This window comes from Trueperaceae bacterium (assembly GCA_036381035.1).
GTDB lineage: Bacteria > Deinococcota > Deinococci > Deinococcales > Trueperaceae > DASRWD01.
In genome coordinates this window covers 1-2,808 of sequence record DASVDQ010000095.1, presented here as the reverse complement: position 1 = coordinate 2,808, position 2,808 = coordinate 1, and the positions used below count along the sequence as shown (strand labels likewise).

The 2,808-nt window shown below is 75.3% G+C and carries 4 protein-coding genes; 2 read left to right on the top strand and 2 right to left on the bottom strand.

Annotated elements, in window-relative coordinates; translation table 11 throughout:
- On the top strand, nt 1-294 hold a 294-nt coding region (locus VF202_10835; GenBank protein ID HEX7040602.1), incomplete at its 5' end, for a thioredoxin domain-containing protein.
- 3 nt (nt 295-297) lie between these two features.
- A complete protein-coding gene (locus VF202_10830) occupies nt 298-894 on the top strand; it encodes an SCO family protein (protein HEX7040601.1) in 597 nt (198 codons plus the stop codon).
- 28 nt (nt 895-922) lie between these two features.
- Here the strand turns inward: VF202_10830 and VF202_10825 are convergent, their stop codons facing one another.
- Both VF202_10825 and merA read right to left on the bottom strand, forming a co-directional pair.
- Complete coding sequence (locus VF202_10825; protein ID HEX7040600.1) at nt 923-1,336, bottom strand: VOC family protein; 414 nt, start codon at nt 1,334-1,336, stop codon at nt 923-925.
- A gap of 77 nt (nt 1,337-1,413) precedes the next feature.
- A partial coding sequence (gene merA, locus VF202_10820; protein HEX7040599.1) for a mercury(II) reductase occupies nt 1,414-2,808 on the bottom strand: 1,395 nt, incomplete at its 5' end.

The window sequence follows — 2,808 nt, the reverse complement described above, 5'->3', positions numbered from 1 at the left end:
TTCTGGGAGTACAAGCGCGTCCTCTACGCCGCGCAGACCGACGAAGCCGGCGACTGGGCGAGCACCGACAACCTCGTGGCCATCGCGCGGAGCGTGCCCGCCCTCGACGCCGCGGAGCTGCGCGCCTGCCTCGCGGACGGGCGCTACCTGAGCGAGGTGCAGCGCGACCTGGAGCTCGGCGACCGGGTGGGCGTGCGCGGCACCCCCTCCATCGTGGTGGACACGCAAGGCTTCGAGGCGCCCAGCTACGAGACCCTCGCCGGCGCCATCGAGCGCGCGCTCGGCGAGCGCTGACGCATGGCCAAGCGCACCATCCTGCTGGCCGCGCTGACGGTGCTCCTGGCCCTCGCCGCCGGCGCTGCGCTCTACGGCCTGCGGCCGGGAACCACGCCGCAGTGGCGCGGCGTGCTGCTCGACAACCCGCCGGCCATGGGCGACGTCACCCTGGCCACCACCGGCGGCGCGCGCGTCGCCCTGGCGGACCTCGACGCCCCCTACTTGCTGGTGTTCTTCGGCTACACGAGCTGCCACGACGTGTGCCCGCTCACCATGGCGCGCCTGGCGACCGCCTACCGCGACCTGGGCGAACCGGACGAGGTGCAGGTGGTGATGGTCACCGTCGACCCCGCCACCGACACGGCCAAGCGCCTGCAGGCCTACGTGGAGGGCTTCCACCCCGCCTTCCTGGGCCTGCGCGGCAGCAACCAGGAGGTCGCCGGGGCCGCCCTGCGCTTCTACGTGGGCGTCAACGCCCTGGGCGACGGCTTCGTGGCGCACTCCGATCCCGTCGCGCTCCTCGGGCCCGACCGCACCATGCGCCTGCTCTACCCGCAGGACCGACTGGCGGGTCTGGAGGGGGACCTGCGGGCCGTGCTTGCAGGCCGGGCGTGGTGACAGACGCCCTCGTCACGGCATCCGCCGCTCAGGCGGCAGGGTCTTGTGTCGGCTGGTAGAAGGTGATGAGGTTGCGGTCGGGGTCGAGCACCCCGAACTCGCGCGCGCCGTACCACTCGTCGCGCAGCGGCGCGTTGGGGTGCAGCACGCCCAGCGGCCGCAGCGCCGCGTGGAGCGCGTCCACGTCCGTGACGGCGATGCGGCAGCTCGCCGTGCCGGCCAGGAACGACTCGGCGCCCGACAGCACCGGCGCTGTGGCGTGGCGCTGGCGCCAGGCCTCGTCGCCGGCCGTCCACAGGTGCAGCTCGACGGCGTCGCGCCGCAGGACGGCGAAGCCCGCCTCGCCGTGAAGCAGGGCGAAGCCGAGCTGGTCGCGGTAGAACGCCACGCTCCGCTCCAGGTCGCGCACCGGCAGGGCCGGTATGGCGTGCAGCATCCTCAAGTCCCGCCCCTCCCTCGTGAACCGGTCGACCTCGTCATCCTACCCAGCCCGCGTGCTGGCCCAATGGGGCGCGCTCCTCAGGCGCAGCAGGAGAGCTTGGTCACGTCCTGGGTGAACGCCTGCGCCACCAGCTTCACGCCCTCCGCCCACGTCAGGTAGGGGTGGAGGGTGGTGGCGAGGTCGGCGCTGGTGAGGCCGAAGCGCACTGCCAGCGTGGCCTCGCCGATGACGTCGCCGGCGTTGGCGGTCAGGAGGTGCGCGCCGAGCAGGCGGCCGCCGGGCGCCTCCGCCACCAGCTTGATGAGGCCACGGTCGGAGCCGGTGACGGCCGCGCGCGGGATGGCCGCCGCCGGCAGCGTCGCCACTTGCACGGCGTGTCCCGCCGCCCGCGCCTGCGCCTCCGTCAAGCCCACGGCGGCGAGCTGCGGGTCGGTGAAGGTGACGCGCGGCACGGTGCTCGCGTCGAGCGGCGCGGCCGGCGCGCCCGTGAGGTCGGCGAGGGCGGCCTGCGCCGCCACCCGGCCCGCCGCGGCGGCGAGGTAGACGAACTGCGGCGCGCCGGTGACGTCGCCGGCGGCGAACACGCGCGGGTTCGAGGTGCGCATGAACTCGTCGACGCGCACGAAGCCGCGCGCGTCGACCTCCACCCCCGCGCCCCCCAGGCCGAGGCCGGCGGTGTTGGGGCGGCGGCCGGTGGCCACCAGGAGCTGCTCGGCGTGCAGCGTCTCTTCCGCGCCGCCCTGCTCGACCTCCAGGCGGTAGCCGGCCGCGTCGCGCTCCACGCGCGTCACGCGCGCGCCCGGGCGCAGCTCCAGCCCTTCGGCGGAAAGGGCGTCCGCCAGTGCGTTCGAGAGTTCGGGGTCCTCGCCGGGCAGGATACGCGGGGCGACCTCGAGCACGCTGACCCTGACGCCGAAGCGCGCGAACGCCTGCCCCAGCTCCAGGCCGACGGCGCCGGCGCCGAGCACGATCAGCGACGCCGGCAGCGCCTTAAGCTCCATGGCGCTGGTGCTGGTGAGGGCGCCCGCTTCCGCCAGGCCGGGGACGGGCGGCAGGGCGGGCGCCGCGCCCGTGGCGAGCACCACCCTGCGCGCGCCCACCACCGCCTCGCCCACGCGCACGCGGCCCGCCCCCAGGAGCGCGGCCTCCCCGCGCAGGAGTGTCACGCCCTCGTAGCCGGCGAGCACGTCGAGGTACTTCTCCTGCCGGAGGCGCGCGATCACATCGCGCTTGCGCGCCTGCGCTCGCTGCCAGGCGGCTTGCGCCTCGCCGGCGAGACTCGGGAAGCTGGTGCGGGCGGCGTGGAACTGAGCGGCCGCCTCGAGCAGGAGCTTGGAGGGGATGCAGCCGACGTTGACGCAGGTGCCGCCCACCACCGCGCCCTCGGCGATGGCGACGCGCGCGCCCAGCTCGGCGCCGCGGATGGCGGCGGCGGTGCCCGCCCCGCCCGTGCCGATGATCAACAGGTCGTA

Excerpts from the sequence above, each read along its gene's own strand:
- VF202_10830 (HEX7040601.1), top strand. The coding sequence starts at position 298 with ATGGCCAAGCGCACCATCCTGCTGGCCGCGCTGACGGTGCTCCTGGCC.